The sequence below is a fragment of the Georgenia yuyongxinii genome (assembly GCF_006352065.1).
GTDB classification, from domain to species: domain Bacteria; phylum Actinomycetota; class Actinomycetes; order Actinomycetales; family Actinomycetaceae; genus Georgenia; species Georgenia yuyongxinii.
The window spans coordinates 4059448-4085349 of the sequence record NZ_CP040915.1 but is presented as its reverse complement, the minus strand read 5'-3'; the positions used below and the strand labels follow the sequence as shown (position 1 = coordinate 4085349).

Sequence of the window (25902 nt, the reverse complement as noted above, 5' to 3'; positions counted from 1 at the left end):
ACAATGGGACCGTGACGACAGCCCGCGTCGTCGTCGCGGTCGCCGGCGACCCGGACAGCGCGACCCTGGTGCGCCGGGGCGCGCAGCTCGCGGGCGCCCCGGCCGAGCTTCAGGTGGTCCACGTGCTCACGCAGGACGGCCGCCCGGGGGCCGCGCCCGCCGCCCTGGCGACGCTGCGCGGGGAGGTCGAGCGGCTCGGGGCCGGCTTCCACACCGTCATCGGTGACGACGTCGCGACGGCGGTGGCGGACTTCGCGGGTGCCGTCGGTGCGGAGATGGTCGTCGTCGGCCTGCCGGCGGCGGGGCGGCTGCGTCAGGCGCTCGCGCCGAGCACCGGGCTCGCCGTGGCGCGGCGTGCCGGTGCGATCGATGTGCAGCTGGTGCCGCTCCCACGGCGCCCCGGGCGGCGCCGGGCCGCCCGCGAGAGTCCGCTGTCAGCGCGGCGCGTGGTCGCCGGCTGGTTGCTGGCGGTGGTCGGCCCGGCCGCGCTGACCGTGCTGCTGCGTCTCTTGCACGCGGCGGTGGGGCTGCCCATCGAGGTGTTGCTGTTCCTCGCCCTCACCGTGGCGGTGGCCATCGTCGGCGGTCTCGCGCCGGCCGTCGGCAGCGCGCTGCTCGGCTTCGTGTTGCTGAACTACTTCTTCACGCCCCCGACCGGGCAGCTCCTCATCGCCGACAGCGAGAACGTCCTGGCCCTCGTCGTCTTCCTCGCCGTGGCGGTGGCCGTGGCCTCCGTGGTGGACCTGGCCGGACGACGGACCCTTCAGGCGTTCCGCGCCCGAGCTGAAGCCTCGGCGCTCGCCGAGCTGTCCCGTTCCGTGCTCGGCGACGACACCGCTGCGGTGCTGGTGGCGCGGCTGCGGGAGACGTTTGGCCTCGCCGGTGCCGCGCTGCTCGATGCCGAGACGGAGGTCGCGGCCGGGACCTCGGCCGCGGGCCCTCGGTGGCGCACCCTCGCGACGGCTGGCACCGGTGTCGGCGCGCCGGAGGAGGCCGACGCGGTGGTCCGCGTCGACGAGCGCCGGGTGCTCGCGCTGACCGGGCGCGTCCTGGCCCGGGACCGCCGGGTCCTCGAGGCGTTCGCCGCGCAGGCCGGCGCGCTGCTGGAGCACCGCCGGCTGCGTGAGCAGGCCGAGCAGGCCCGCGTCCTGGAGCAGGCCGAGGCCGCGCGGACCGCGCTCCTCGCCGCCGTCTCCCACGACCTGCGCACCCCGCTGGCCACTATCCGCGCCGCGCTGGACGGACTGCTCTCGGGCGACGTCCGCCTCAGCGCCGGGGACACCGACGAGCTGGTCGCCACACTCGTCGCGGCCACTGCCCGGCTCGAGCGGCTCATCGACAACCTTCTCGACCTCTCCCGACTGCAGACCGGGAGCGTCCGGCCGGTCCTTCGACGCGCGAGCCTCGATGAGATCGTCCCGCTGGCCACCGACGGGTTCGACCCCGGGGTCGTGCGCCTCGACATGGCGGACACGCTGCCGCTGGTGTGCACCGACCCGGGCCTGCTCGAGCGCGTGGTCGCCAACGTCGTCTCCAACGCGGTGCGCCACTCGGGCGGCGCACCGGTGCGGCTCGCCGCCGCGGCGGCCGGCGGGCGGATGGAGCTGCGTGTGGTCGACCACGGCCCCGGGCTGACCGAGGACCGCAAGGCGCACATGTTCGAGCCGTTCCAGCGGCTCGGCGACTCCGCTCCCGGCGGCCTAGGTCTCGGGCTGGCCGTGGCGGACGGGCTGGCTACCGCCGTGGGTGCATCGATCCGGGCCGAGGACACCCCGGGCGGCGGGCTCACCATGGTGCTCAGCGTCCCCCTCGCACAGGGCACACCATGAGCGATCCCCGAGTGCTCGTCGTCGACGACGAACCCGGCCTCGTCCATGCGCTGGCCATCAACCTGCGGGCCCACGACTGGGACGTAGCGACGGCGGCCAACGGGCGGCGCGCCCTCGACCTCGCGGCGAGCTGGCACCCCGACGTCGTCCTGCTCGACCTCGGGTTGCCCGATCTCAGCGGCATGGACGTCATCGCAGGCATCCGCGGCTGGAGCCGGGTGCCGATCGTCGTCCTCTCCGCGCGCCAGCACGGTGAGGACAAGGTCGGGGCGCTCGACGCCGGTGCCGATGACTACGTGACCAAGCCGTTCGCGATGAACGAGCTGCTCGCCCGGCTTCGGGCCGCGGTCCGGCGGGCTGCCCCGGGGGACGCCTCCGAGGCCGTCATCGAGGCGGGAGAGCTCACCATCGACCTGGCGCGGCGCCGCGTGCTGCGCGCCGGCGAGGAGGTACGTCTGACGCCGACCGAGTGGGCCATCGTCGAGGTCCTCGTGCGCAATCGGGGCAAGCTTGTCGGCCGTCGTGAGCTCCTGCAGCAGGTGTGGGGGCCCGGCTACGGCACCGAGACCGGGTACCTCCGGGTCTACACCGCCCAGCTGCGCCGCAAGCTGGAGGCGGATCCCGCCCACCCGCGCCACATCCTTACCCAGCCGGGGATGGGCTACACCTTCGAGACGGCGTAGCGCGCCGTCGGGGTGAGCCGGGCCCGGCGGAGCCGAGCGGCTGCCGGTGAGCCGGGGACGGTGACGCTCAGTGGTGCGGCGCGACGACCGCGTCGTACAGGCGTTGGTACCTCGCGGCCCGGTCCTCGTAGTACGCGGCGCGGCTGGTCTGCGGCTCGTACGAGGCACCGATCTCGACGGCGGCACGCTCCACCCCGGGGGCCACGACGTCCAGCGCGAGCAGCGCGGTGCCGTGCATGGTGGTCCGCTTCATCGTGACCTGTTCCACCGGCGCGCCCAGCACGTCCGCGAGGATCTGCAGCCAGCCGGGTCGGTCCGTGGTCACCCGGCCGCCCGCGAGGATCCGCTGGGGGCGCCCGCCCGCCTTCTTGAGCTGCTCGGCGACCCGCGCGTAGGCGAGTGCCACGCCCTCCATGGCGCCGCGGTAGAGCAGTGGCGCCGTCGTCGCGGCGGAGACGTCGGCGAAGAGGGCACGGGCGTCGGCGGCCCACCCCGTGCTGCGCTCGCCGGTGAGGTAGGGCAGCACCACCGGTGCGGCGGCGTCCGGGTCCGCGAGCAGGGTCGCGTCCCGGTCGAGCGCGGCGGTGTCACGTTCGTCGAGTGCGAGGGTGTGCTCCAGCCAGCTGACCACCCGGCCGACGTCGTTGAGCGCGCCGCCGAGCAGGGTGCGCGAGGAGTCCACCCGGTAGCTCCAGAGGCCGGCGGGGATGGTCTCGGGGTGGCCGTGCAGCATCACCCGCATGGCGCCGGAGGTCGCCGCTGCCGCCGCGATGGTGGACTCGTCGGCCGCGCCGATGCCGATGTTGCTGGCGAAGCCGTCGGTGACGGGGGCGAGCCAGACGGCGTCCGCGAGCGCCGGCCACCGCCCGCCGGCTCCGCCGTGGTCTTCGAGGGGGCGGTCCGGGTCGTGGATCTGGGAGAGCTGTGCCGCGTCGACGCCCGCGACGGCAAGCATCTCGGCATCCCACACTCCGGTGCGCCGGTCGAGCATGCCGGTCCACGCCGCCGTGGAGGTCCCGACGGCGGCCGTGCCGAGCAGCCGCAGGTGCACGAACTCCCCGAGCGAGAGCCAGCGTGAGGTGCGGGCGAAGACGGCCGGGGCGGTCTCGCGCAACCACCGCAGCCGCGCGGGCAGGTAGCTCGTGTGCAGGCGGGTGCCGGTGCGCTGCTGGATCACGGGCTCGTCGAGCTCGGCGCGCAGGGTGCGCAGCTGGGGCGCGCAGCGGGAGTCGGCGTAGGTGTAGCAGGGGGTCAGGGCGGTGCCCGCGTCGTCGACCCCGACGAGCGAGGAGGCGAAGGTGTCCAGCGCGACGCCGGCGACACGGAGCCCGGGACGGCGGCTTGTCACTGCGTTGATGATCTCGGCCAGCTCCGAGACCACCTGCTCGGGGTCGATCTCCGCCGTCCCGTCCGCGGCGGTGGCGAACTGGTGCGGCACCTTGTGACGGAGGCCGCGCACCGGCCGTCCGGCGGCGTCGTAGAGGCCGCCGCGCGACGCCGTCGAGCCCACATCGAGCGCGAGCACGAACGGCTCGCGGGCCTCGTCGGGATCGACGATGATGCCGTGCTTCCCCATGATTCCTCCGGTGGCTGGCGTGGGCCTCAGCGTAGTTATGGTGCGTGAGGGCCGCCTCACGCCGGCGGATGAGGCCGGCGGGAAGGGGAGGGCAGACCAGCAGGTCAGGCCGGGTCGAGCTCGGCGACGAACTGCGCCATGGCCGCCACCACGTCGGCCAGGGCGGTCACGGAGCGGCGAGCGTCCCCGGCGAACTCCAGGCTGTGGTTCGCACCTTCGATCTCGAGCACCTGGTGCCCGGTGCGGCGGGCGGCGTCGCCGTCCCAGAGCCGGTCCGCGGTGCCCCCTATGAGCAGGGTGGGCGCCTGCTGGCGAACGAGACCGTCGAGCACGTCGGGGTTGCGCATGAACGGGGTGAGCCAGATGCCGGGGACGTTCAGGTCCGCGGCGAGCGGCGCCGTCAGGCTGCCCAGCGACTTGCCGATCACCAGGCGCTGGGTGGGAGAGGCGTTGGAGTGGAGCTCGCGCCACGCGATGTCGCGCACCATCGTGCCGAGGGCGTCGCTGCCCTCGTCCGGCAGCTCCGGCCACCACACGTCCCGACCGGACCAACCGGCGTCGCGCACGATCGTGCGGGCGTAGTGCAGCAGGGGGCGGTCGGGGGTGTAACCAGCCCCAGGGAAGATGATGGCCACGCGGCCGGCGTCCCCATCGAAGATCCTCACTGCTTGAGGCTATCCCCCGGACGCGTCCCTTATCCGACGGCGCGCGTGAGTTTGGGTTTTTCCTCGGCGGGAAGCGTCTCCCGCCCCGCTATCCTCCCGGCCATGGAGATCCGCGAGGCCACGGCGGCGGACTGGCCGCGCATCTGGTCCGTGATGGAACCGGTGGTCCGCGCCGGTGAGACCTACACCTGGGACACCGACACCGACGAGCGCACCCTCCGGGTGAAGTGGCTGCACGAGCGTCTGCCGGGTCGCACGGTGGTCGCCATGCTCGACGGCGAGGTGGTCGGCACCGCCGAGACGCACCCCAACTACGGCGGGGGTGCGGCCGACGTCGCCAACGCGGGCTTCATGGTCGACGGCGGCCACGCCGGCAAGGGGATCGCCCGCGCGCTCGCAGAGCACGTCCTTGCCGCCGCCCGCGCCGACGGGTACCGGGCGGTGGTCTTCAACGCGGTCGTGTCGTCCAACGAGCGCGCGGTCGGGCTGTGGCAATCGCTCGGGTTCTCGATCGTCGGCACCGTCCCGGGTGCGTTCCGCCGTCCGGACGGCAGCTACGTGGGCCTGCACGTGATGCACCGCTGGCTGTGATTCACGAGCTCTGACGCTCGAACTCTGACGCTCGAACTCTGACGCACGGGCCGGCCACACCGGACGGAGCGCCGCCGTCAGGGATGCACGTGCCCCTCGTGCGGGCGGTGATCGACCGGCTCGAGCTGGAACGTGGAGTGCGCCACGCTCACCGGGAAGTGCTCGGCCACGCAGCTCTGCAGCTGGCCGAGCAGCTCGGCGGCGTGCCCGTCGCGGAAGCAGTCGTCGTCGATGACCACGTGCGCGGTGAGCACCGGCAGGCCGGAGGCGATCTGCGAGGCGTGCAGGTCGTGCACCGCGCGCACGTGCGGCACGGCCAGGAGGTGGGCCCGGACGTCGTCGAGGTCCAGCCCCCGGGGTGTGGACTCGAGCAGCACGCTGGTGCTCTCGCGCAGCAGCATCAGGGTGCGCGGGAGGATCAGGGCCGCGATCACGAGGGCGGCGACGGCGTCGGCGCGCGTCCACCCGGTCGCGGCGATGACGACGGCACTGACGATGACGGCGGCCGAGCCGAGCGCGTCGTTGACCACCTCGAGGAACGCGGCCCGCAGGTTCAGGCTCGCGGACCGCCCGCCGGCCAGGACCGCCATGGCGACCAGGTTGGCCAGCAGGCCGATCACCCCGAACACGAGCAGCCCGGTGGCCGGCACGTCCGGCGGGTCCATCAGCCGGCGGACGCCCTCGATGAGCGCGTAGACCCCGACGGCGAGCAGCAAGGTGGCCTGGGCGGCCGCGGCCAGCACCTCGGCCCGGCGGAATCCCCAGGTGCGGCGGGAGGTCGGCGGGCGCAGCATCAGCGAGGCCGCGACGAGCGCCAGCCCCAGTCCCGCGGTGTCGGTGAGCATGTGGGTGGCATCCACCAGCAGTGCCAGGCTGCCGGTCCACCACGCCCCGACCACCTCCGCCACGAGCACCGTGGCGGTGATGCCGAAGGCGATCGCCAGGCGGGTGCGGTTGGCTTCCGCATGGTCGTGCGTGTGGCCGCTCACCGCGCCTCCTTACCGGTCCGGCTCTCGCCTGCCATCATCCCCTGCCGCCCAGCACCTCACCGAATCCGCGCCCGGGACGTCTACGGTGTGAGCACCGAGGAGGAACCATGACGTACGCGCTCGTCGACTCACCGATCGGCCCCCTGACCCTCGTGGGCGAGGACGACGCGCTGAGCGGGCTGTACATGCACCAGGGCCGCCACGTGCCGGACGTGGCGGGGTTCGGGCAGCGCGACGACGCCGCCCACCCGGCGGCACGGCGACAGCTGGCGGAGTACTTCGCGGGGGAGCGGCAGCAGTTCACCGTGCCGTTGCGGCCCCGGGGGAGCGAGTTCCAGCGCACGGTCTGGTCCGCCCTGGCCGAGATCCCGTACGGACAGACCTGCTCCTACGGCGAGCTCACCGCCCGGCTGGGCCTGACCCCGCAGGCGGTTCGCGCCGTCGCCGGGGCCAACGGGCGCAACCCGATCTCCATTCTCGTGCCGTGCCACCGGGTGATCGGCGCCGACGGTCGCCTCACCGGCTACGCCGGCGGACTGCCGCGCAAGCAGTTCCTGCTCGACCTCGAGCGGCCCCCGGCCGCGCGGGAGCAGCTGCTGTTCTGATTCGATGGCACGGTCGCCACGGTGGCCCGGCCGCCACGGTCTCCACGGTGGCCCGGCCGCCACGGTCTCCACGGTGGCCCGGCCGCCGTGCGGATCCGGCTCAGGCTGCGCCGTCGGCAAGGTCCTTCGCGAAGCACAGGCTGAGGGGGCTGCCCACGTGGCTGCCGTAGGGCGCGACCGGGTCGAAGCCGGCCTTCTCGTACAGGGCTACCGACTCGGGCTGCCGGACGCCCGTCTCCAGCACCAGCCTGACCATCCCGGTTGCCCGCGCGCGCACCTCGAGGCCGGCGAGCAGCCGGGTGGCGATGCCACGGCCCCGGAACGACGGCGCCACGAACATCCGCTTGACCTCACCGACTGCCCGCTCCAGCGGCACCAGGGCGATGCAGCCCGCCGCCCGGCCCTCGACGTCGGCCATCAGGAACCGGGTACGGGGGTCCAGGTCATGGCTGGTGGGCTCCTCCGGGTACCGGGTGTTGAGCTCGTCGACCGCGGCGACCAGGAGCGCGGTGAGGGCGGGGTCTGCGCGGTGACGGGGCACGATCTGCACGCTCGCCATGGTACGAACCAGGCCCGGAGCTGGCGCCTCCCGCAGCGCGGTGCCGGGGCCGGCGCGAGATGATGTGCGGGATGAGCCGACGCCGACCGCACGCCGTTCGAAGACGTGAGGCTCAACACACTCGCGCCGCCCCCGCCCATGCCGTAGGCTCGTGGCCACAGTTACAGTGCATCAGAGTTTGTACGGCCCCCGCAGCCAGCAGGGTTGCTCTTCCTTCGTGGAGCAGACGACGAAACACCGTGACAAGCAGCCGCCGAATCCCCGGCGCTGTTTGAGCTTCAGAAGGAGAGACACCATGGCAACCGGAACCGTGAAGTGGTTCAACGCGGAAAAGGGCTTCGGCTTCATCGCGCCCGACGACAACTCCGCCGACGTGTTCGTGCACTACTCGGCGATCACCTCCAGCGGCTACCGCTCGCTGGACGAGAACCAGAAGGTCGAGTTCGACGTCACGCAGGGCCCCAAGGGCCCGCAGGCCGAGAACGTCCGCCCGCTCTGATCCCCAGGATCTGAGTGGACTGACCTCCACGCACGAAGGCCCCGGCACCGATGGTGCCGGGGCCTTCGCGTACGCCGGCTCCGTCAGCGGAGGTCCGAGTGCGGCCCCTTGTCGGTGAGGCCCGCACTTTGGGCGCTCTCGTCATCATGGGTGCCCTCGTCCCGCAGGCGCGGCTCGCACCCCAGGCTCGGCCGCACACCGGTCTTGCCCGCGTAGAACGCGCGAATCCGGTCCATGTCCCCGGCGACGTCACCGGTCAGGTGCAGGGTGGGGCCCAGCCCGGTGGTCATCGTCGAGCGGTCGACGTAGCCCAGCGTGACGGGCATGCCGGTGGCGCGGGCGACACGGTAGAACCCCGACTTCCACACGGTGGTGGCGCCCCGGGTCCCCTCAGGGGTGATGACGAGGTAGAAACGCTCGCCGGCGCTGATGCGACCGACCAGCTCGTCGACGAGCCGGGACGGATCACGCCGGTCCACCGGGATGCCACCGAGCGCCCGCATGAGCGGCCCGAACGGCCGCCGGAACAGCTGGTGCTTGCCCAGGAACCGCACCGAGATCCCCAGCCGCCAGGTGATCGCGAGCATGAGCACGAAGTCCCAGTTGGACGTGTGCGGGGCGCCGATCAGGATCCCGGCACCCTCGCGCGGCAGTGTCGTGCCGCGGAAGGTCCACCGGCTCACGCCCCAGTAGATGCGGGCCAGGGCCCGGCGCATGGTCCTCACCAGGGCGACGTTACGGCACGACGGCGGTTCCGCCGTCGTGCCTTGCGGGTCCCCCGCCCCAGGTCAGGACGTCGCGGCCGCCACCGCCCGGCCCGCCGTCCGCCCGGAGAACAGGCACCCGCCGAGGAACGAGCCCTCGAGCGAGCGGTACCCGTGCATGCCGCCGCCGCCGAAACCGGCCACCTCCCCGGCCGCGTAGAGCCCGGGCAGCGCGGTGCCGTCGGGACGCAGCACGCGCGCGTCGAGGTCGGTCTCGATCCCGCCGAGGGTCTTGCGGGTGAGCACGTGCAGCCGCACGGCGATGAGCGGGCCCGCGGCCGGGTCGAGCAGCCGGTGCGGGGCGGCCACCCGCACCAGCTTGTCGCCGCGGTAGGTGCGGGCCTGTCGCAGCGCGACGATCTGGAGGTCCTTGGTGAACGGGTTGGCCATCTCCCGGTCCCGGGCCAGCACCTCGCGCTCGACGTCGGCGCGGTCCAGCAGCGGCCGCGGCGTCAGCGCGTTCATTCCCGCGACCAGCTCGGGCAGCATGGGGGCGACGACGAAGTCCGCCCCGCGGTCCTTGAAGACCTCCACCGGGCCCGGCGCGCCGGAGCGCACCCGTTGGGCCAGCAGTCGCAGGTTCTTGCCGGTCAGGTCCGGGTTCTGCTCGGAGCCGGAGAGGGCGAGCTCCTTCTCGATGATGCGCTGGGTGAGCACGAACCAGCTGTGGTCGTGCCCGGTGCGGCGCAGGTGCGCCAGGGTGGCGAGGGTGTCGAAGCCGGGATAGAGCGGGACGGGCAGGCGGCGCCCGGTGGCGTCCAGCCACAGCGAGGACGGACCGGGCAGGATCCGGATGCCGTGGCCCGGCCAGACCGGTGAGTGGTTGGTGATGCCCTCGGTGTAGTGCCACATGCGGTCGCGGTTGATGAGGTGCGCGCCCGCGGTGGCGGCGATGTCGAGCATCCGGCCGTCCACGTACGCGGGCACGCCGGTGAGCATGTGCGCCGGCGGCGGGCCCAGCCGGGCCGGCCAGTACCGGCGCACCCGCTCCTGGTCTCCGCCGATGCCGCCGGTGGTGACCACGACGGCATCCGCGTGCAGCTCGAACTCGCCCGCCGGCACGCGGGACGACGGCGCACCGCGCGGTGCGTCGTCGGGCTCGAGCACGGTGCCGCGCACGCCGTCGACCACACCGTCGGTGATCGTCAGGGCGTCCACCCGGTGCCGAGGGGCCAGGCGCACCAGTCCGGCGTCGACGGCGGCCCGCACCTTCGTGGCGAACGGTGCCACCACCCCCGGTCCGGTGCCCCAGACGATGTGGAAGGGGGGCACCGAGTTGCCCGGCCCGGTCGCGCCGGAGCCGCCGCGCTCGGCCCAGCCGACCACCGGGAAGAACCGCACGCCCAGGCCGTGCAGCCACGCCCGCTTCTCCCCGGCGGTGAACTCCACGTACGCCCGGGCCCACCGGCGCGGCCAGTAGTCCTCGGGCCGGTCGAAGCCGGCGGTGCCCTCCCAGTCCTGCCAGGCAAGGTCGAGGGAGTCGCGCACCCCCAGGCGCCGCTGCTCCGGCGAGTCCACGAGGAGCAAGCCACCGAAGGACCAGTACGCCTGTCCGCCCAGGTTCGCGGTGCCCTCCTGGTCGACCAGCACCACGCGGCGGCCGGCCGCGGCCAGCTCGGCGGTGGCCACGAGCCCGGCCAGGCCCGCTCCTACGACGACGACGTCGGCGTCCATCGGCGCTCCTCGGTGCCGGCCCGGCTGGGTCCGGGCGATCGCCCGGCTGGACCGGGCACGATGCGCGTCAGCGTAGCGGCGGCCGGCCGTGTTGCGGCGGCCCTGGGCGGGCGGTCAGGTCGATGCGGCCAGGTGGATCCCTTGCCGAACCGACGCTGTGGCTAATAGACTTAGCCTGTAACGTCGACAGGAGAGAAGCCATGACCACCACCATGTACCTCGACCGGCCGGGCGGCCGGATCGCCTACGACCTCACGGGCACCGGGCCGCTGGTCCTCGCGCTGCCGGGCATGGGCGACCTGCGTCAGGGCTTCCGGCACCTCGTGCCCGGGCTGGTGGGTGCCGGCTTCGCGGTGGCCACGACGGACCTGCGCGGCCACGGCGAGTCCGACCCGACCTTCACCGAGTACGGCGACCTCCCCACCGGCCAGGACGCCCTGGCGCTCGCGGACGCGCTCTCGCCCGACCGGCCCGTGGTGCTCGTCGGCAGCTCGATGGGCGCCGGTGCCGCGCTGTGGGCGGCCGCCGAGCGGCCGGACCGCGTCGCCGCGCTCGTCCTGCTCGGCCCGTTCGCCCGGGACGGCGGTGGCGCGGGGCTTGTCAAGACGCTCATGCGCGTGGCCCTGCTGCGCCCCTGGGGACCGCGGGTGTGGTCGTGGTACCACACCTCCCTCCTGGCCGGCCGCCCCCCGGCCGACCACGCCGGCTACCGCGCCCGCAATGACGCCGCCCTGCGCCGGCCGGCCTACTGGCGCGCCTTCCGCGACACCGTCGCCCAGACCACCCACGCCCCCGTCGAGGCACGGCTCGCCGGCGTGCAGGCACCGGCACTGGTGGTGATGGGCGGCAAGGACCCGGACTTCAAGGACCCGGCCGCCGAGACGCGGTGGCTCGCCGGCCGGCTCGGCGGGGCCGAGGTGCTGCTTCGCCCGCAGTCCGGGCACTACCCCCACGCCGACGACGCCGCCGAGGTGGCCCCCGCCGTCGCCAAGTTCCTGGTGCGCCGGGTGCTGAGGGACGGCGCGGATGCCTAGGGCGGGGCTCAACCCCGAGCGCGTCGTCGACCTCGGCTGCGAGATCGCCGACGAGATGGGCTGGGACGGGCTCACCCTGGCGGCGGTCGCCCAGCGGGCCGGGGTGCGGCTGCCCTCCCTGTACAAGCACGTCGCCAACGCGGACGACCTGCGCACCCGGATCGCCGTGCGCGCCCTGAGCGGGCTACGTGAGTCGCTCGCCGCGGCGGTCGAGGACGCCCCGGGTCAGGAGCTGGACGCGCTCGCCCGTGCCTACCGCGACTTCGCCCGCGCCCACCCGGGCCGTTATCCCGCCGTCGTCCGCGCCGCACGACCGGACGAGCCCGAGCTCGCCGCCGCCGGTGGGGCGCTGCTCGAGGTGATCAACGCGGCCCTGGCCGGGTACGGGCTGGCGGGTGATGACCTGGTCGACGCCGTGCGGATCCTGCGCAGCGCGCTGCACGGCTTCGTCACCCTCGAGGCGGGGGGCGGGTTTCGTATGGCGCGTGACGTCGAGCAGACCTTCACCCGGATGGTCGCGGGCCTCGACGCCGCGCTCGGGGCGTTGAGCGCCCGCGCCTGACCGAGGTCGTGACCGGGCGCGTGCGTGCGGGCGCATGACCACGCGTGACCGCCCGCGCGTGAGCGCCCCGACCGGCGGCGGCCCCGGGTACGTTCGATCCATGAGCGACACCGGCTACGGGGACTTCGAGTTCGAGCGCAAGTTCTTCGTGCGGGAGCTGCCCGCCGTCGTCCGCACCGAACCTGAGCCCGCCCTCATCGTCCAGAGCTACGTCCTCGCCGCCGACGGCTACGCACTGCGCATCCGGCTGGAGGCACCGGCCGGAGCCGTCGGCGGGGTGTACGCACCCGACCCGGTAGGCGGCGCGGTCGATACGGACGGACTTCTGAGCGCGCTCGAGGGCACGGTGACGTTCTGCGCCCTGACCGCCAAGGGGCCCTACGTCGGCGGCACCCGCTACGAGGCCGAGCGCGAGCTTGACCCCATGGTCGGCCTGGCCATGGTCCGCCGCGGCGGAGCACTTGTGGTGAAGTACCGGCACTCCGTGTGGCTGGGCGTCGACGGGTGGGTGATCGACGAGTTCCTCGGCGACAACGCCCCGCTCGTGGTGGCCGAGTGTGAGCGCGGCGGCCCGGTCACCGACCTCGCGATCCCCGACTTCTGCCTGACCGAGGTCACCGACGATCCCCGATTCGCCAACGACGCCCTGGCCGGCTCGCCCTACGGCAGGTGGCGCGGGGCGTTCGAGCGGGAGGTCGCGCTCACCGGGCCGCGGTTCCTCCAGGACTTCGGCCACAACGAGCTGGGGCTGCCCTCGGACGTCTGATCCCGGCCGTCCTCGCCCCAGCGCGAGACGTCAAGGTCCCGGTGAGATGTCACCGGCGCGAATCGGTGCGATGACATCTCGCGGAGACGATGACATCTCACCGAGAAGGGGAGGGTCAGGCTTCCGAGCTGCCGCCGGCGACGGCGAAGCTCCACACCTCCGAGGCGACCGCCAGCGGACGAGGCCGGCCCTCGCCGTCGTCCCCGCGGCCGTGCCCGGCCGCGAAGTTGGCCGAGGCGACCCACGCGTCGTAGGTGGCCTCGTCCAGCCAGCGGGTCACGACGAGCCACGTGGTGCGCCCGTCGGTCGGCTGGAGCAGCTCGAAGCCCAGGAAGCCGTCGACGCCGTCCAGTGCGCCGGCTCGCGCGGCGAAGCGCCGGGCGAGCTCGTCGCCGCTGTCGGCCGGGACGGTGATGGCGTTCATCTTCACGATGCTCATGGCTTCATCCTGCCCCTCCCGGCAGTACCGGACAGTCTGGGTCCGACGTCGTGCGGGCCGAGGCCCGCCGCCCTACGGTGAAAACCATGCTCGACCTCGAGACACCTACGTGCTGCGCGACGGCGTCCCCCGGCTCGTGCTGCACCAGCAGACCCCGGTGACGTGACCGCCGTGACGGTGCGCCGCGTCGGCGGCGAGGACTGGCCCACCCTGAAGGCGGTGCGCCTGCGCGCCCTGGACGCCGACCCGGCCGCCTTCACCTCCACGCTCGCCCGCGAGGAGGCCTTCACCGACGCCGTCTGGCAGGAACGGGCGGGCGCGGGCCGCTCGTTCGTGGCGTGCCGCGCCGACGCCGTCGTCGGGCTGGTGTCCTACTACGCCGAGGACGGCCGGCCCCGGGAGCGACAGCTCGTCTCCATGTGGGTCGCGCCCGAGGCGCGGCGCTCGGGCGTCGCGCGCGCCCTGGTGGACGCGGTGCTGGACGCGGCCGCCGCGGAGGGCGCGGAGCGGCTCACCCTCTTCGTGGTCGACGACAACGAGGCGGCCCGCCGGCTGTACGAACAGCTGGGGTTCGTGGCCACCGGCGAGGTGCAGGAACTGCCGTCGGACGCGCTCCGCACCGAGGCGCGCTACGCGCTGCCGTTGGCTTCGGCCACGTAGCGCGCACTGACAGCGACCGCCGGCCCGGGGTGTCGGGCCGGCGGTCGCGGTGTGTGCCTCGCAGAGCAGGCTCACAGACCGGTGTTGCGGCGGCGGCGCACGAAGATCGTCGAGCGCTGCCCCCGAGGGGAGCTGCGCCGTTGGTGTGACGCCTCCGCCTCGCGGATGAGGTCAAGCGCCCTCAGGTCGTGGAGCTCGAGCCATTCCATCAGGTTCTCCGTCTCGTGAACTGGTGCTTGGGGGTGATCGGGGTGCGCAGCGTGGTCGGCGGCTGGGCCACCGGCGCGCCGCGCCGCGTGGTGTGGGGTGCGGGCTTGTGGGCCATGGAAGCGCCTTTCTCCGGTCGTGGACCCAGCGCCGGGCGGTCGCTGGGAGATTGGGCATGGTGCCGCGGGCAAGCGAGTGCCCTGCGGTCGGAGGAGCGCCACTGTGCGTGAGGCGCAGTGCGTGAGGCGCTGCGGGTGCAGCGCGGCCAGGCGAGGCGAGGCGAGGCGAGGCCAGGCGAGGCGAGGCCAGGCGAGCCTGGGCCACGCCACACCGGGCAGCCCGGGCCGCGTGGGTGCGGGGGTCGGTCGGCTGCGACCGTCCCCGCCCGAACGTCAGGCGGTCGTCACGCAGGCGTGGCCTGCGGTGCCGGCGGGGGTGATCCCGCGGATGGCGCTGCCGACGACCTCGCGGCCGGTGCGGCGCGTCATGTCGAGGTGATCGGTGAACATGGCAGACATCGCACCAGAACCTCGGTGACGACCGCAACGTATTTATGCCCCGCACTGAGGAACGGGAGAACTGACCAAAGGTCGGCCTGGCCAGAGCCAGGTCAGCATCACTGACAGGGCCCGACGGCGGAACCCGCACCGGTCCCGGTACGGCCATGGACGATCGCGTCACCGCAGACCCACAAGAACCGCTCCCTTACGCTGAGCCGCGTGGCACTGACCTCGCACGCGCTCACCTTCGACGCCGCCGATGCCTCGCGGCTCGCGCAGTTCTGGTCCGCCGCTCTGGGCCGCCCCGTGCCGTCCGACGTCGCTGCCCGAGCCTCGTCGTGCGCGAGCGGTACCGCGGTGGTAGGCCTGAGGGATGTCCCAGGCGCAGGAGGAAGGCCCTACGGCGGGGGAGCCGGCATGAGCGCCGGCCGGTGAGCGCGCCCGCCGTCGCCGTCACCGGGTCGACCGGCCGCCTCGGTGGCCGGGTGGTGCGGCGTCTCGCCGCGGCCGGGATCGCGCAGCGCCTGATCGTCCGGGACGCCGCCCGCGCCCCGGAGCTGCCCGGGGCGGACGTCGCTGTCACCACCTACGCCGACCCCGCAGCATCCCGTGCCGCGCTCAAGGGCGTGGAGACGGTGTTCATGGTCTCCGGCACGGAGGCCCCCGACCGGATGGCCGAGCACCGCACGTTCATCGACGCGGCCGTCGCCGCCGGGGTCCGGCGCATCGTGTACACCTCCTTCTTCGGGGCGGCGCCGCAGGCGACCTTCACGCACGCCCGACTGCACTGGGAGACCGAGGGGTACCTGCGCGCCTCCGGTCTGGGATACGTGGCCCTGCGCGACAACCTCTACCTCGACTTCATGACCGCCCTCATGGGCAGGGACGGCGTGATCCGCGGCCCCGCGGGCGACGGCCGGGTGGCCGCGGTCGCCCAGGACGACATCGCCGACGCCGCAGCCGCGATCCTGCGCGACCCCGCTGGCCACGACGGGCACGTCTACGACCTCACCGGACCCGAGGAACTGACCCTCACCGAGGTGGCGGCGATCCTCCGCGAGCACCTGGCCCGACAGGTCCGGTACGTGGCGGAGACGGTCGAGGAGGCGTTCGCGTCCCGGGCGCACTACGGGGCACCCGTGTGGGAGGTCGAGGCCTGGGTGAGCACCTACACGGCGATCGCCGCCGGCGAGATGGCCGGCGTCACCGACGACGTCCGGCGCCTGACAGGCCACCCGGCCACATCCCTCGCCGAGCTGCTCGCCCGCTCCTGACCGACCGGCGCAGTGCTCAGCCCGCCCAGGTCGGCGCGACCGGCGGCTCCCACGGATGCCGCTCGTAGGTGCGCCACCAGTCCTGCGCTCCTGGCGGCAGCCACGCCTGCGGCGCCTGGTCCACCAGCGCGCGCAGCCGGTGCTTGAGGGCCACCAGCTCGGCCAGGTCCGGCTCTGCGACGGCTGGACCGGCGGCGTCCTCGCCCGCCGCCGGACCGAGGAGGTCGCTCTCCAGCGCCCACACCTCCCGGCGCAGCGTGACCAGGTCACGCACGAGCTGACGCTCCTCCTCCGAGGAGTTCGCGCACACCTCGGCCGCCCGGAGGTAGCCGTAGTCCATCGCGATCGTGACCAGGCCCGGATCGATCGTCAGGGCGTCGTGCACGTCGAGCTCGGGGGCGATGACGGTGGCCCCCGCCCGGCGGGCGTAGTTGACCTCGTCGTGCAGGGCCTCGTCGGACATGATCCCCGCGGTGCTGCGCAGCACGATGGTGAGCATGTCCTTCTCCGCGTAGCTCTCCTGGTGCGGCACCCCGGGCGGTGAGGCGACGACGGCGAAGCACCGGGTGACCCCCAGGTGCTCGACGGCGATCTCGGCCGGCAGGGTCTCCCGCACCCCGCCGTCGACGTAGTGCTCCTCGCCCAGCCGCACCGGCGGGAATACCGCCGGGATCGCGCACGAGGCGTAGAGCGCGTCGACGAGCGGGACCGGGGCGGTGCCGGGCACCGGGCCGTCGTGCCGGTCCACGAGCGCCCCGGTCTCGGTGACGTAGCGCAGCTCGCCGGACTCGAGGGCGACGACGGCGACCCGCAGCGTCACACCGGAGGTCGCCACCCGCTCGGGCACGAAGACCGCCGGGTCGAGCAGCTGCTCGACGATCGGGCCGGGCCTGTACATCGACCGTTCCCGCTGGGCCCCCCGCACGATGACCTCCAGGTCCGGCCGGGCCCGGCCTGCCTCGCGCAGGGCGTAGAGCAGCTCGACCACGTTGATCGGGTTCCAGGTGCTGCCCGCCGTCGGCTGGTCGGACTCGACGGCCGCGCGCGGACCGGCCGGCGCGTCGGGTGTCGAGCCGTCCGCGGAGTCGGGGGTGGCGGCGGAGTCGGGGGTGGTCGTCGACTCCGCGGCGTCCCCCGTGTCCCCCGCGTTCACCGCGGCCGTGTCGGACGTGTGGCCGCCCGTCATGCTCGCGACGCGGGCGAAGGTGCGGCCGAGGGTGCCGCGCCGCCGCTGCTGGCGGGAGAAAGCCTTGACCCAGGCCGGGCCCCGCTCCCGCAGCGTGGCGTACCACTCCTGCTCGGTGAACATGTCCGAGTCCTGGCGCATCGCGAGCCAGATACGCTCGAGCTCGGCGAGCGCCCGACGCTGGCCGGCGGGCTCGGCCGACTGCGCAAGGACCGCGGCGAGGATGGAGCCGGCCGAGGTACCGGTGAAGACGGTCGGGGTGATGCCCTGGCGGTCGTACAGGTAGCGCAGCGCGCCGATCTGGAAGCTGGAACGGGAACCGCCGCCGCTGATCACCAGTCCCACGACGTCCGCCCGGACCTCCGGGCGTCGCAGGGTCCACCTCATGCGCCACAGGCTAACGGTGGACGGCGCCGCACCTCGCCGCCGCGCGGACGTGGGTGGGCCGTGCTTACGTTGGTGCCGGGTCTTCGGGTCCCGAGTCCCCGGATCTTCGGGTCCCGGGCCGCGGAGGCCGCCGTCGACGTCGTCGGAGGTGCGCATGGTGCAGGACGTGGAGCAGCCCGACCTGCCCGTACGTCGCCCGGACGGGCCGGTGGTGGGCCGGCGGCCCTCCCGCCGCTTCATGCTCGGCAAGGCCGTGCGGGACTTCTTTTCCGACGACTGCTGGGACCGGGCGGCGGGGCTGACCTTCTTCAGCGTGGTGTCGATCCCGCCGCTCGCTGTCGCGATGGCGTCGGTGCTCGCGGTCCTGGGCCAGGGCGCAAGTACCCAGGCCGTGCTGGACGTCCTGGAGATCCTCGCCCCGGACGACGAGGCCCTGGAGACGGTGAGCCAGCCGGTCCTCGCGGTCCTCAGCCACCCCGGTGCGGGTCTCTCGCTGGTGCTCGGACTGCTGGCGGCGCTGTGGGTGGCCTCCGGCTATGTCGGCTCGTTCGGCCGGGCGATGAACCAGATCTACGGGGTGGCCGAGGGGCGGCCGCTGTGGAAGCTGACCCTGTGGCACCTGGTCACCACCGTGCTCCTCGTGGTCTTTGCGGCGCTGGTGGCCCTGCTGCTGCTCGTCTCCGGGCCGGTGACCCGCGCCGTCGGGCAAGTGCTCGGGCTGCGTGAGGTGACCGTGGCCGTCTGGGAGGCGGCACGCTGGCCGGTGCTGCTGGCCGCCGCGACCCTGGTCGTGGCGGTGCTGTACTTCGCCACTCCGAACGTGCGTCACCCCCGGTTCCGGTGGTTCTCGCCCGGGGCGGTGCTCGCCCTCGTGCTGGCGGCGGTGGCCTCCTACGCGTTCAGCTTCTACGTGGAGATCTTCGGCCGGTTCGACATCACGTACGGCTCTGCGCTCGCCGGCATCGTCGTGTTCTTCATCTGGCTGTGGATCATCAACATGTCCCTGCTGCTCGGCGCCGAGCTCGACGCCGAGATCGAGCGCGCCCGGCAGCTGCAGGCCGGCGTCCGCGCGGACAGCGGCGTGCAGATGACGGTGCGTGACGCCCGTGCCATCGAGCGCTCGGCACGCCGCCGCCGCTCGGACGAGGAGCGCTCACGCAGCCTGCGCGAGTCGCACGGGTGGTTCCACGACGAGGACGAGTCCGACCGCTCCGCAGGCACGTAGCGGGTTCACCGGCAGCGACGTCGAGGTGGACCAGCTGATCGCGGAACTGCGGGTCGCGGCGACGGTGCCCGTCAGGGCGCCAGGTCCAGCGCCGCCTCTGCCAGCGCCACCACGGACCAGCTCTCCTGCCCGGAGCTCAGCTCGTAGGCGGGTACGAGCAAGGTGGTGCCGGACGGCGCGGTGTACTGCGCGACACCGAGCCGGGCTTGGGTGAGGGTCACCTCGCGGACCGGCCAGGCCACGGGCGCACCGGGCGTCGCCGCGGCGGGGGGTCCCTGGGGCTGGGCGGGCTCCGTGGAGATGGCGTCGTCCGGGGCCGGCGCCTGCTCGGCGGCGGCACCGTCGGCCGCGGGTGCCTGGTCGGCCCGCAGCGCGGCCGACTCGGCCAGGATCGAGATGCCACCGAGGGAACCGAAGCGAGGATCGGTCAGCCGGGCCACCGCCTCGGTGGGGCTGACGACCGCGTACTCGCCGAGCGGGACGAGCGGCGCGAGGGCGCCCGACGCGGACTGCACGCCCTTGCCGCTGAGGGCGACGAACCACTGCAGCCCGGTGCGCTGCGCGTCCACCACCTGGTGCGCCATCACGGTGGTCATGGGCTCGTCAGCATTGTCCGCCACCTCGTACTCGAAGGCGGCCGGATCGAGGCCGGCGGTCGCGAGCAGGTCGCGGGTGCGGGCGGTCGCCGTGTCCGCACCCGGAGCGGGGCCGAGGTCGGGCGTGGTGCACGTCTCGGCGCCGACGGAGCCCTCGCCGTCCCCGGCCGGTGCGCCGCCGTCCGCCGGGAGCGTCTCGCGGCAGGTGTAGGGGTCGGCGGTGGGGTCGTAGTAGCTGAGGTTGGCCTGCCCGTCGGGATAGAGCTGGAGCGAGGGCGCGGTGCCGTCGTTGGGCCCGACCTGCCACATGCCGTCCTGCAGGCGCGGCTCCCCGCTCACGCCGAGCGCTGCGGCCACTGCGGCCACCCGCTCGGCCGTGAAGGCGGCGCCGGCGTCGAAGGTCCAGGCCGTCGCGGTGCCCGAGGCGTCGGAGAGCCCGGCGGACCGGAACACCGTGCGTGCCGGCGGCCACGGGCTGGGGAAGATGTCGGTGGTCATGCCCGTGGCGTCGCGAGCGATCTCCGCCCCGCCGTCGCCGCTGCCGCCGGCCAGCGTGATCGCGGGCGCGGCGGTGTGGGCCGCCGGGGCCTCCGCGCGCCCGAGAGCGAAGCCGGCCGTGCCCACGACGGCCACGCCCGCCACCGCCGCGGCCACCTGCATCCACCGAGTGCGCGCGGATCGCCGGGTCCGTTCGGCGGCGAGGTCCGTGACCGCGCCGTGCGACGCAGCGGCGCCGACGTCATGCCGGGCGACGCCTGGCCCGTGGGACTGGGCGACGCCCGGCCCGGCTGCCGCATCTGCGGCGATTCTCGCGTCCACCGCGGACCTGAGCCGCTCGAGGTCGGGCGTGGTGGAGGCGGCGGGGTCGGCTCGGCGCAGCCGCTCGAGGGCGCTCACCTCGCGGGGGTCGGGACGCTCGTTCATGTCGATCTCCTTCGCGGACGGGGCTCTTTCGCGGACGGGCCCTTTCATCCGGCTTGTGTGCCGGGGCGAGCCGATCTTGCGTGGCTGGAGCTGCGGGGCCGGGCTGTCAGGCCCGTTCGTCCCAGACGGCGGCCAGGCGCGCACGGGCCCGGGAGAGCGCGGCGTCGGCGCCGCCCCGGCTGATGCCGAGCACGACGGCGAGCTCCTCCCCGCCCAGACCCTCCCAGGCGTGGAGCAGGAGGATGCGCCGGTCCCGCGGGCTCAGCGCCGTCAGCGCCGCCCGGACTGCGTCGTCGGCGAGGACGAGATCGGCGGGGTCGACGTCATCGGCGTCGGCGGGCTCGTGGTCGGTCGGCACCAAGACGTGCTTGCGGCGGTGGTTGGCCAGCACGTACGCCGCGGTGCGGTACAGCCAGGGCAGCTCGGCCCCCTCGGGGAGGTCTGCCCGCCGGCGCCAGGCGATCGCCATCACGTCGGCGGCGAGGTCCTCGGCGTCCCGCGGCGCCCGGCGTGCCAGGTAGCGGTGCACCTGTGTGGCGTGTGAGCGGAAAAGCGCGTCGAACCACGTGTCGTCCCGCACCGTCGCTCCCTGCGTCATGGTCCTCACGCTACGTTTGTGTCGTCTTCGCCCCACATCTTGCAGGTGTGGTGTCCGGGGTTCGGTGCACGGCCCGTCGACGCGCCGGGCGACGCCGGATCGCATGGGACCGCACCGTGCAATTCAGGGCCCGTGTGAGGCCGTGCCGGACACCTGCGCGGCGTCCATCATGTGCCGACTTCCGGGCGAGGAGCGTCCCGAGGTGCAAGGATGCCCAGGCGCGGCGGCTGTCGCGCCCTGGGGCAGCGGGGGAGACAGTGCACCGCCCGTGCCGCTCGGGCCGAAGGACAGGAGGGGGCAGGAATGTCGGACGTGAACGAGGGCCGAGTGCGAGACCGCAGCGACCGGCGCAGGCCGAGCCTCGCCGAGCAGCTCGTGGGCGCCTGGGCCCTGGTCAGCTGGACCGAGGACGTCGCGGACGGCACGGCGACCCTGCTGGGTGAGGACCCCGACGGCCTCCTGCTCTTCACCCCGGACGGCTACAGCTCTGTCCGGATCCGCGCCGCGGCCGACGACGCCGACGGCGGGGCGGGCGCCTCGCACGTGGCGAGCGCGGGCCCGTTCCACCTCGATGAGCGGACGGGGCGTCTCGCCCACATGATGTCGCCGGTGCCGGGTCACGGCTTCGGTGAGGAGTTCCTCCTCGAGGTCGACGGCGACCTGCTCACCCTCACGACTCACCCGCTCAGCGCGACGCCGCAGCAGCGGCTGGTCTGGCGACGCGCCGAGCCGAGGGTGTCCGACCACGGCGAGCTGAGCGCCTCCCGCGACTAGCCCGCCTCGCCTGCTGTCACCCGCGCGGCGTCGGCCACGACCGCCGCGAGGCTCCCGGTGCGGCGCAGGATCGCCCGCTGCCGGCGTGCACCGGTGCCGCGCGCGAGCACCGCCGCCAACCGCTCCGTGGCCAGTGCCTCGTCGCCGGAGGCCCGCAGCGCCGGACCGACGTGCTCGAGGAGGGCGGCGACGACGTCGGCAGCCGGCCGCGGACTGGCGGTGAAGGGGTCCAGCAGCTCGCCCTCGAGGCCGTCGTGGCTGGCGCGCCACGTCGCCAGCCGGAGAAGCGCGACCGGGACCGGCGCGGGCGGCTCCCCGGCCGCCCACGCCTGCGCGGCAGTTTCCACCAGTCCCCGGCACAGGGCGGCCACCAGCACCGTGTCCGCGACGTCCAGGCACACGTCGGCGGCGCGGATCTCCACCGTGGGGAACCGGTGCGAGGCCCGCGCCTCGAAGTAGACCATCCCGCCGTCGAGCAGGACGCCGGTCTCGACCATTCGTGCCACCACGGCGTCGTAGGCGGCCGCGGACCCGAACAGCTCGGTCGGGCCGGCGGAGGGCCAGCGCAGCATGAGCTGGCAGCGGAAGCTCGCGAAGCCGGTGTCCTCGCCCTGCCAGAAGGGTGAGTTCGCGGAGAGTGACAGCAGCGCGGGCAGCCAGACCCGGATGCGGTCCACGACTCCGACGGCCTCCTCGCGGCTGCCGACGCCGACGTGGACATGGCAGCCCGAGGTCATGTGCTGACGCCCGGTGAGCCCGAACCGGTCGACCATGTCCTCGTAGCGTGCGGAGCCGGCCACCTGCGGCCGCACCTCGGCGGGGTACGTAGCCAGCGCGGCCACCTCGGCCCCCGCGGAGTGCGCAGAGGTCACGGCCCGGTGCCGCCAGGCCCGCAGCTCCTCCTCGAGTACGGTCAGGTTCGTGTGCGGTCGGGAGTTGATCTCGACCTGCTGTTCCGCCATCTCGTGGACGAGCCGGCCGCCCGGCTCGCCGGCCCGCCCTACGGCGCCATGGGCGCGAACGTCGGCGATCACCTGGTGCGCCACGGCCAGCGCGTGGCCGGTGCCGGGCTCGACGAGCAGCAGCTCCTCCTCGACCCCCACGGTGCGCACGTGTCCAGTGTGGAGCAGCCCAGTCGCCAAGGTGCGGGGTCCAGGAGCAGAATCAACATCGTGACGAGCGGCACCGCCCTCGATCGCGAGGTGCTGCGAGACCTTGCCGGCCGCCTGGTGGTGGTCGGCGGGGTGGTGGGCGTCGTCCTCGGAGAGAGCCGGGCCCGTAACGACCACCACCCTGAGTGCGATGTCGACCTCGGTCTCTACTACCGCCCGCCGCTCGACGTCCGCAGCCTGGCGGGGATCGCCCGGGACCTGGACAGCCCGGCCGCGACCGTGACCGAGCCGGGCGCATGGGGTGACTGGGTGGACGGCGGGGCCTGGCTGCGCATCGGTGGAGTTCCGGCGACGTGGGTCTACCGCGACCTGGACACGGTGGCCCGGGTCTGGGAGGGCCTGCGCCGCGGGGAGCACGGCTTCCACCACGAGGCGGGCCACCCGCTCGGGGTGCCCGACTTCGCCTACGTCGGTGAGCTCGCCGTCGGCGCCGTGCTCGCCGACCCCACCGGCGAGCTCACCACCTGGCAGGGGCAGTTCCGGAAGTACCCGCCGGCGCTCGGCGAGGCCCTCGTGCGCGGCCTGTGGGAGGCGACCCTGCTCGTGGAGGTCGCGCACAAGGCCGTCGCCCGCCGGGACGTCACCTATGTGGCGGGGTGCCTGTCGCGGGCGTTCCTGCTGTGCGCGCACGCCATCCACGGTCGAGCGGGGCAGTGGCTCGTCAACGAGAAGGGCGCGATCGCGGCCGCGGACCGGCTGCCCGCGGCCCCGGAGGGCTTCGCCGCCCGGGCGCACGGCATCCTCGCAGGCCTGGAGACGGGTGCCGAGTCGCTCGAGGTGGCCCTCGACGGCGGCACCATCCTCATCAGGGACGTCGCCAAGCGCATCCACGCCTGAGATCGGCGGCCGCACGGCGTCAGTCATCTACTCCGCGACATGTCAGGGGTCAGACAAACTTCGCCGAACATCGGAACGAGCTGGCGCGGCCGGGCCGTCGCGTGGTGAGGTCCTGCCATGCCCGCAACCCCCGCCGTCCTCCTGGTCACCGGCCGCACGATGCCCGAGCCCGACCCCGAGGTCCACCTGCTGGTCGACGCGCTCACCGAGCGTGGCGTCCGGGCGGACGTGGTGCCCTGGGGTGCGGACACCGACTGGACCACCGCCGGGCTGACCGTGGTCCGCAGCCCCTGGGACTACACCGAACAGCCCCAGGACTTCCTCGAGTGGGCACACGCGGCGGCCGCCATGTCACCGGTGGTCAACCCGCCGAACGTCCTGACCTGGAACGCCCACAAGGGCTACCTTGCTGAGCTCGCCGCCGCCGGGGTTCCGGTGGTGCCCACCGAATTCGCCCGCCGCGGCGCATCGGCCGGGGAGCTGGTCGCCACGCTCGCCGGGTTCGGCGGCGAGGTGGTCATCAAGCCGGCCGTGTCCGCCGGCGCGGTCGGAGTGCTGCGGGTGGCGGCCGACGCGCCCAAAGCTCTCGCTCACCTTGGGCAGCTGACCGCGGTCGGTGACGCGATGGTCCAGCCGTTCGTCGAGTCCGTCGTCACCCGCGGGGAGATCTCGGTGCTCTACTTCGGAGGCGTGCACAGCCACACCGTCCGCAAGGTCCCGGCCGCGGGCGACTTCCGGGTCCAGACCGCCTACGGGGCGCGTACCGTCCAGGTGGAGCCGACAGCGGCCGAGCTCGCCGTGGCGGGCGCCGCGCTCGCGGCCGTGCCCGGGGAGGTCACCTATGCCCGGGTGGACCTGGTCGAGTACGACGGCGCCCCCGCCCTGATGGAGCTCGAGCTCATCGAGCCCGAGCTCTTCCTCCCCTACGCCCCGGGCTCCGCGGGCCGCTTCGCCGACCATCTGGTGGCGCTGCTGAGCTGCTCATGACGGCTGCGCCCCCAGAACTTCGCGCCCTCGGCCGCCTGGACCGTCACGGCATCTTCCCATCGCGCTGAGACCTGCATGCTGCGCCGAGACCTGCCTGTGGAACTGCAGGTATCGGTCGGAAAGTGCAGGTCTCGCCGCATCCACGAGTCGGTCCGCAGCGCTCGGTGTCCACAGGTCATGCCCCGCGCCGACGGCGGCGTCGTCCGGCGGTGCACGCTGCGGCGATGACAACCGCCACGCCTCACTGCCCCGACCTGCCCGCTGTCTACTTCACCCGCGACTATGGCGAGCGTGCCATCCGGGCCGCGCTCAAGGAGGGACGGCTCATTCAGGTGCGGCGCGGCGCGTACATCGAAGCGATGCCTGGCGAGGCCCCCTGGGCGCTGCGCGAACGCCTGCTGCTGGGGCGGTGCGTCGCCGTCGCCAGCCAGCTCTCGTCCGGGCACGTACTGAGCCACACGACCGCTGCACAGCTCCACGGGTGCGCACTGTGGACCATGGACGACGACGTGCACGTCTGCCAAGAGGCGCGGGCGGCCAACTCGCGCTCTCCGATGCTGCGGCGGCACTCGGTCCCCCTCTCGGGCGCGGATGTCACCACCATCAGCGGCCTACCGGTGACCACGCTCGAGCGGACGATCGAGGACTGCGCCCTCACGCTTCACCCGCGCGACGGACTCGTCGTCGCCGACAGCGGCCTGCGAATCCTCACTCGCCCGGACCGGTGGCACCGTCCGGACTCGCTCCGCCGCATCCGCGAGGTGCGCCAACAGCTGCAGATCCGCCTCGTCCGGCGCAGGGGGCACCGCGGTATCCGCACGGCGCGGGCCGTGTTGGCACACGCGGACCCGTTCGCCGAGTCCGCTCCCGAGTCCGTGCTGCGCTGGATCGCCTTGTCTCGAGGTCTGCCCATGCCTGTGGCGCAGCTGCGCGTCGAGACCTCCCGCGGGGTGTTCTTCAGCGACCTGGGCTGGATCCTTCGCGAGCTCGACGGCGCCGGCTCAGTCCTCCGCAGCATCACCTTTCACGCGGAGTTCGACGGCCGGGTGAAGTACCTCGGGCCACGGGCGAGCACGCCGCGACGGCCGTCGTGGCCGAGAAGCTGCGGGAACACGCCCTGCGCGAGCAGGGTGACGCGATTCGACGGTTCGTCGCCGAGGATCTACGCGCCGAGCAGGCGACGTTTCGTCGCCTGTGCAGCGCCTTCCCGCCCACGTTCGTCCACGGACTCCGGCCGGTGGGAGCGTTGCTGCCCGGTCCCACCAGGTGACGCCGACGGTCGACGGTCGACGGACACCGCTTCGCCGGCCATCTGGTGGCGCTGCTGAGCGAGCGACCGC

At 73.8% G+C, this 25902-nt stretch carries 29 protein-coding genes; 16 read left to right on the top strand and 13 right to left on the bottom strand.

Annotated elements, in window-relative coordinates; genetic code table 11:
* The first annotated feature begins 11 nt into the window (after window positions 1-11).
* Window positions 12-1829: a DUF4118 domain-containing protein gene (locus FE374_RS18630; RefSeq protein WP_168205513.1), complete on the top strand. Its 1818-nt coding sequence runs from the start codon at window positions 12-14 to the stop codon at window positions 1827-1829.
* Window positions 1826-2512, top strand: coding sequence for a response regulator (locus FE374_RS18625; RefSeq protein WP_139931023.1), 687 nt, complete (start codon window positions 1826-1828; stop codon window positions 2510-2512). The genes FE374_RS18630 and FE374_RS18625 overlap by 4 nt, the downstream gene beginning before the upstream one ends.
* Window positions 2513-2579: 67 nt before the next feature.
* On the opposite strand, the gene FE374_RS18620 is transcribed toward FE374_RS18625, so the two are convergent.
* On the bottom strand, window positions 2580-4088 hold the full coding sequence (locus FE374_RS18620; protein WP_139931021.1) for a gluconokinase: 1509 nt from the start codon (window positions 4086-4088) through the stop codon (window positions 2580-2582).
* Between the two features lie 104 nt (window positions 4089-4192).
* Complete coding sequence (locus FE374_RS18615) at window positions 4193-4753, bottom strand: alpha/beta fold hydrolase (RefSeq protein WP_139931019.1); 561 nt, start codon at window positions 4751-4753, stop codon at window positions 4193-4195.
* Window positions 4754-4855: 102 nt separating this feature from the next.
* Between FE374_RS18615 and FE374_RS18610 the strand changes: the two genes are divergently transcribed.
* The gene (locus tag FE374_RS18610) at window positions 4856-5344 is read left to right on the top strand and encodes a GNAT family N-acetyltransferase (RefSeq protein WP_139931017.1); all 489 of its coding nucleotides are present in this window, start codon (window positions 4856-4858) and stop codon (window positions 5342-5344) included.
* A gap of 77 nt (window positions 5345-5421) precedes the next feature.
* Here FE374_RS18610 and FE374_RS18605 read toward each other — a convergent pair whose 3' ends face one another.
* Complete coding sequence (locus FE374_RS18605) at window positions 5422-6333, bottom strand: cation diffusion facilitator family transporter (RefSeq protein WP_139931014.1); 912 nt, start codon at window positions 6331-6333, stop codon at window positions 5422-5424.
* Between the two features lie 107 nt (window positions 6334-6440).
* On the opposite strand from FE374_RS18605, the gene FE374_RS18600 reads away from it, so the two are divergent.
* Complete coding sequence (locus tag FE374_RS18600) at window positions 6441-6938, top strand: methylated-DNA--[protein]-cysteine S-methyltransferase (RefSeq protein WP_139931012.1); 498 nt, start codon at window positions 6441-6443, stop codon at window positions 6936-6938.
* A gap of 100 nt (window positions 6939-7038) precedes the next feature.
* Here the strand turns inward: FE374_RS18600 and FE374_RS18595 are convergent, their stop codons facing one another.
* Window positions 7039-7488, bottom strand: coding sequence for a GNAT family N-acetyltransferase (locus FE374_RS18595; protein WP_223173585.1), 450 nt, complete (start codon window positions 7486-7488; stop codon window positions 7039-7041).
* A 304-nt stretch (window positions 7489-7792) separates the two neighbouring features.
* On the opposite strand from FE374_RS18595, the gene FE374_RS18590 reads away from it, so the two are divergent.
* Entirely contained in the window at window positions 7793-7996 is a 204-nt protein-coding gene (locus FE374_RS18590; RefSeq protein ID WP_139931008.1) for a cold-shock protein, read from the top strand.
* 83 nt (window positions 7997-8079) lie between these two features.
* On the opposite strand, the gene FE374_RS18585 is transcribed toward FE374_RS18590, so the two are convergent.
* Together FE374_RS18585 and FE374_RS18580 are read right to left on the bottom strand one after the other, a co-directional pair.
* On the bottom strand, window positions 8080-8712 hold the full coding sequence (locus FE374_RS18585) for a 1-acyl-sn-glycerol-3-phosphate acyltransferase (protein ID WP_139931708.1): 633 nt from the start codon (window positions 8710-8712) through the stop codon (window positions 8080-8082).
* Between the two features lie 72 nt (window positions 8713-8784).
* On the bottom strand, window positions 8785-10434 hold the full coding sequence (locus FE374_RS18580) for an FAD-binding dehydrogenase (RefSeq protein ID WP_139931006.1): 1650 nt from the start codon (window positions 10432-10434) through the stop codon (window positions 8785-8787).
* Window positions 10435-10634: 200 nt separating this feature from the next.
* Here FE374_RS18580 and FE374_RS18575 point away from each other — a divergent pair, with 200 nt between their 5' ends.
* From FE374_RS18575 to FE374_RS18565, 3 genes are all read left to right on the top strand, one after another.
* A complete protein-coding gene (locus tag FE374_RS18575) occupies window positions 10635-11468 on the top strand; it encodes an alpha/beta fold hydrolase (protein ID WP_330998426.1) in 834 nt (277 codons plus the stop codon).
* Complete coding sequence (locus FE374_RS18570) at window positions 11461-12030, top strand: TetR/AcrR family transcriptional regulator (RefSeq protein WP_139931004.1); 570 nt, start codon at window positions 11461-11463, stop codon at window positions 12028-12030. Before FE374_RS18575 ends, FE374_RS18570 begins: the two co-directional genes overlap by 8 nt.
* A 100-nt stretch (window positions 12031-12130) precedes the next feature.
* Window positions 12131-12796, top strand: coding sequence for a CYTH domain-containing protein (locus FE374_RS18565; RefSeq protein WP_139931002.1), 666 nt, complete (start codon window positions 12131-12133; stop codon window positions 12794-12796).
* A gap of 115 nt (window positions 12797-12911) precedes the next feature.
* Here the strand turns inward: FE374_RS18565 and FE374_RS18560 are convergent, their stop codons facing one another.
* On the bottom strand, window positions 12912-13235 hold the full coding sequence (locus tag FE374_RS18560; RefSeq protein ID WP_139931000.1) for an antibiotic biosynthesis monooxygenase family protein: 324 nt from the start codon (window positions 13233-13235) through the stop codon (window positions 12912-12914).
* 162 nt (window positions 13236-13397) lie between these two features.
* Here FE374_RS18560 and FE374_RS18555 point away from each other — a divergent pair, with 162 nt between their 5' ends.
* Window positions 13398-13895 (top strand): GNAT family N-acetyltransferase, encoded by a 498-nt coding sequence (locus tag FE374_RS18555; RefSeq protein ID WP_139930998.1) that lies wholly within the window; start codon window positions 13398-13400, stop codon window positions 13893-13895.
* A gap of 71 nt (window positions 13896-13966) precedes the next feature.
* On the opposite strand, the gene FE374_RS19335 is transcribed toward FE374_RS18555, so the two are convergent.
* Window positions 13967-14104 (bottom strand): hypothetical protein, encoded by a 138-nt coding sequence (locus FE374_RS19335; RefSeq protein WP_168205763.1) that lies wholly within the window; start codon window positions 14102-14104, stop codon window positions 13967-13969.
* 390 nt (window positions 14105-14494) lie between these two features.
* Window positions 14495-14620, bottom strand: coding sequence for a hypothetical protein (locus FE374_RS20140; protein WP_269142050.1), 126 nt, complete (start codon window positions 14618-14620; stop codon window positions 14495-14497).
* A 201-nt stretch (window positions 14621-14821) separates the two neighbouring features.
* Here FE374_RS20140 and FE374_RS19330 point away from each other — a divergent pair, with 201 nt between their 5' ends.
* Window positions 14822-15037: a DUF169 domain-containing protein gene (locus FE374_RS19330; protein ID WP_168205762.1), complete on the top strand. Its 216-nt coding sequence runs from the start codon at window positions 14822-14824 to the stop codon at window positions 15035-15037.
* A complete protein-coding gene (locus FE374_RS18550; RefSeq protein ID WP_168205761.1) occupies window positions 15034-15876 on the top strand; it encodes an SDR family oxidoreductase in 843 nt (280 codons plus the stop codon). The genes FE374_RS19330 and FE374_RS18550 overlap by 4 nt, the downstream gene beginning before the upstream one ends.
* A 16-nt stretch (window positions 15877-15892) precedes the next feature.
* Here the strand turns inward: FE374_RS18550 and FE374_RS18545 are convergent, their stop codons facing one another.
* A complete protein-coding gene (locus FE374_RS18545; RefSeq protein ID WP_168205760.1) occupies window positions 15893-17449 on the bottom strand; it encodes a patatin-like phospholipase family protein in 1557 nt (518 codons plus the stop codon).
* Window positions 17450-17603: 154 nt separating this feature from the next.
* On the opposite strand from FE374_RS18545, the gene FE374_RS18540 reads away from it, so the two are divergent.
* Entirely contained in the window at window positions 17604-18674 is a 1071-nt protein-coding gene (locus FE374_RS18540; RefSeq protein WP_168205759.1) for a YihY/virulence factor BrkB family protein, read from the top strand.
* 71 nt (window positions 18675-18745) lie between these two features.
* On the opposite strand, the gene FE374_RS18535 is transcribed toward FE374_RS18540, so the two are convergent.
* Together FE374_RS18535 and FE374_RS18530 are read right to left on the bottom strand one after the other, a co-directional pair.
* Window positions 18746-20194 (bottom strand): hypothetical protein, encoded by a 1449-nt coding sequence (locus FE374_RS18535; RefSeq protein ID WP_139930990.1) that lies wholly within the window; start codon window positions 20192-20194, stop codon window positions 18746-18748.
* Between the two features lie 106 nt (window positions 20195-20300).
* Window positions 20301-20792 carry an RNA polymerase sigma factor gene (locus tag FE374_RS18530; RefSeq protein ID WP_139930988.1) on the bottom strand — a complete coding sequence of 164 codons (492 nt, stop codon included), beginning with the start codon at window positions 20790-20792 and terminating at the stop codon, window positions 20301-20303.
* 303 nt (window positions 20793-21095) lie between these two features.
* On the opposite strand from FE374_RS18530, the gene FE374_RS18525 reads away from it, so the two are divergent.
* Window positions 21096-21566 carry a lipocalin-like domain-containing protein gene (locus FE374_RS18525; RefSeq protein ID WP_168205758.1) on the top strand — a complete coding sequence of 157 codons (471 nt, stop codon included), beginning with the start codon at window positions 21096-21098 and terminating at the stop codon, window positions 21564-21566.
* Here the strand turns inward: FE374_RS18525 and FE374_RS20000 are convergent.
* Complete coding sequence (locus FE374_RS20000) at window positions 21563-22678, bottom strand: carboxylate-amine ligase (RefSeq protein ID WP_139930984.1); 1116 nt, start codon at window positions 22676-22678, stop codon at window positions 21563-21565. The genes FE374_RS18525 and FE374_RS20000 overlap by 4 nt on opposite strands.
* 60 nt (window positions 22679-22738) lie before the next feature.
* Here FE374_RS20000 and FE374_RS19995 point away from each other — a divergent pair, with 60 nt between their 5' ends.
* The 3 genes from FE374_RS19995 to FE374_RS18505 all read left to right on the top strand — a co-directional run bounded on the left by FE374_RS19995 (window position 22739) and on the right by FE374_RS18505 (window position 25890).
* Window positions 22739-23575, top strand: coding sequence for a DNA polymerase subunit beta (locus FE374_RS19995; protein ID WP_139930982.1), 837 nt, complete (start codon window positions 22739-22741; stop codon window positions 23573-23575).
* Window positions 23576-23692: 117 nt separating this feature from the next.
* Window positions 23693-24562, top strand: coding sequence for an ATP-grasp domain-containing protein (locus FE374_RS18510; protein WP_223173583.1), 870 nt, complete (start codon window positions 23693-23695; stop codon window positions 24560-24562).
* Between the two features lie 224 nt (window positions 24563-24786).
* On the top strand, window positions 24787-25890 hold the full coding sequence (locus FE374_RS18505; protein ID WP_139930980.1) for a type IV toxin-antitoxin system AbiEi family antitoxin domain-containing protein: 1104 nt from the start codon (window positions 24787-24789) through the stop codon (window positions 25888-25890).
* Window positions 25891-25902: the final 12 nt, after the last annotated feature.

Excerpts from the sequence above, each read along its gene's own strand:
- FE374_RS18625 (WP_139931023.1), top strand. The coding sequence starts at position 1,826 with ATGAGCGATCCCCGAGTGCTCGTCGTCGACGACGAACCCGGCCTCGTC.
- FE374_RS18620 (WP_139931021.1), bottom strand. The coding sequence starts at position 4,088 with ATGGGGAAGCACGGCATCATCGTCGATCCCGACGAGGCCCGCGAGCCG.
- FE374_RS18610 (WP_139931017.1), top strand. The coding sequence starts at position 4,856 with ATGGAGATCCGCGAGGCCACGGCGGCGGACTGGCCGCGCATCTGGTCC.
- FE374_RS18600 (WP_139931012.1), top strand. The coding sequence starts at position 6,441 with ATGACGTACGCGCTCGTCGACTCACCGATCGGCCCCCTGACCCTCGTG.
- FE374_RS18590 (WP_139931008.1), top strand. The coding sequence starts at position 7,793 with ATGGCAACCGGAACCGTGAAGTGGTTCAACGCGGAAAAGGGCTTCGGC.
- FE374_RS18585 (WP_139931708.1), bottom strand. The coding sequence starts at position 8,712 with ATGCGCCGGGCCCTGGCCCGCATCTACTGGGGCGTGAGCCGGTGGACC.
- FE374_RS18580 (WP_139931006.1), bottom strand. The coding sequence starts at position 10,434 with ATGGACGCCGACGTCGTCGTCGTAGGAGCGGGCCTGGCCGGGCTCGTG.
- FE374_RS18575 (WP_330998426.1), top strand. The coding sequence starts at position 10,635 with ATGACCACCACCATGTACCTCGACCGGCCGGGCGGCCGGATCGCCTAC.
- FE374_RS18570 (WP_139931004.1), top strand. The coding sequence starts at position 11,461 with ATGCCTAGGGCGGGGCTCAACCCCGAGCGCGTCGTCGACCTCGGCTGC.
- FE374_RS18565 (WP_139931002.1), top strand. The coding sequence starts at position 12,131 with ATGAGCGACACCGGCTACGGGGACTTCGAGTTCGAGCGCAAGTTCTTC.
- FE374_RS18560 (WP_139931000.1), bottom strand. The coding sequence starts at position 13,235 with ATGAGCATCGTGAAGATGAACGCCATCACCGTCCCGGCCGACAGCGGC.
- FE374_RS19335 (WP_168205763.1), bottom strand. The coding sequence starts at position 14,104 with ATGGAATGGCTCGAGCTCCACGACCTGAGGGCGCTTGACCTCATCCGC.
- FE374_RS20140 (WP_269142050.1), bottom strand. The coding sequence starts at position 14,620 with ATGTCTGCCATGTTCACCGATCACCTCGACATGACGCGCCGCACCGGC.
- FE374_RS18545 (WP_168205760.1), bottom strand. The coding sequence starts at position 17,449 with ATGAGGTGGACCCTGCGACGCCCGGAGGTCCGGGCGGACGTCGTGGGA.
- FE374_RS18540 (WP_168205759.1), top strand. The coding sequence starts at position 17,604 with ATGGTGCAGGACGTGGAGCAGCCCGACCTGCCCGTACGTCGCCCGGAC.
- FE374_RS18535 (WP_139930990.1), bottom strand. The coding sequence starts at position 20,194 with ATGAACGAGCGTCCCGACCCCCGCGAGGTGAGCGCCCTCGAGCGGCTG.
- FE374_RS18530 (WP_139930988.1), bottom strand. The coding sequence starts at position 20,792 with ATGACGCAGGGAGCGACGGTGCGGGACGACACGTGGTTCGACGCGCTT.
- FE374_RS18525 (WP_168205758.1), top strand. The coding sequence starts at position 21,096 with ATGTCGGACGTGAACGAGGGCCGAGTGCGAGACCGCAGCGACCGGCGC.
- FE374_RS18510 (WP_223173583.1), top strand. The coding sequence starts at position 23,693 with ATGCCCGCAACCCCCGCCGTCCTCCTGGTCACCGGCCGCACGATGCCC.
- FE374_RS18505 (WP_139930980.1), top strand. The coding sequence starts at position 24,787 with ATGACAACCGCCACGCCTCACTGCCCCGACCTGCCCGCTGTCTACTTC.